Origin of the sequence: Hyphomonas sp. UBA3601 (assembly GCF_002375605.1) — a bacterium.
Classification (GTDB): Bacteria; Pseudomonadota; Alphaproteobacteria; order Caulobacterales; family Hyphomonadaceae; genus Hyphomonas.
The window spans coordinates 1,122-1,463 of sequence record NZ_DFME01000047.1 but is presented as its reverse complement, the minus strand read 5'-3'; the positions used below and the strand labels follow the sequence as shown (position 1 = coordinate 1,463).

The window sequence follows — 342 nt, the reverse complement described above, 5'->3', positions numbered from 1 at the left end:
ATGAAACATTCGACAATCTGGACGATGCCGCTACAGCAATTGGCCGAACACAGGCGAGCGTCTACCCGGACTATAACGCAGACGACTGGCTCGAATTTGCCAAGCGAACTTGCACGGTACGCGATGATGGAAAGATTATATTCGACTATGATCCGGTAATTGTGCGGGGCATGGGCAGTACGAAGCCGAGCTGGCGCGTCAACTTCGCGATGTGGCGTATCTACTCGGCGCTCAAGGCCATCCCGCTACTGATTGTTCGCGGTGAAACCTCGGATATCCTCACAGAAAAAACCGCGAACCGCATGCTGAAACGGCATAAGGGCAGCCGATTGCTGACTGTGC

1 pseudogene is annotated in these 342 nt (G+C 54.1%); it reads left to right on the top strand.

The features are described 5' to 3' along the window. Nucleotides 1-342 (top strand): annotated as a pseudogene (locus B4F73_RS05450) (alpha/beta hydrolase); the annotation flags it as partial.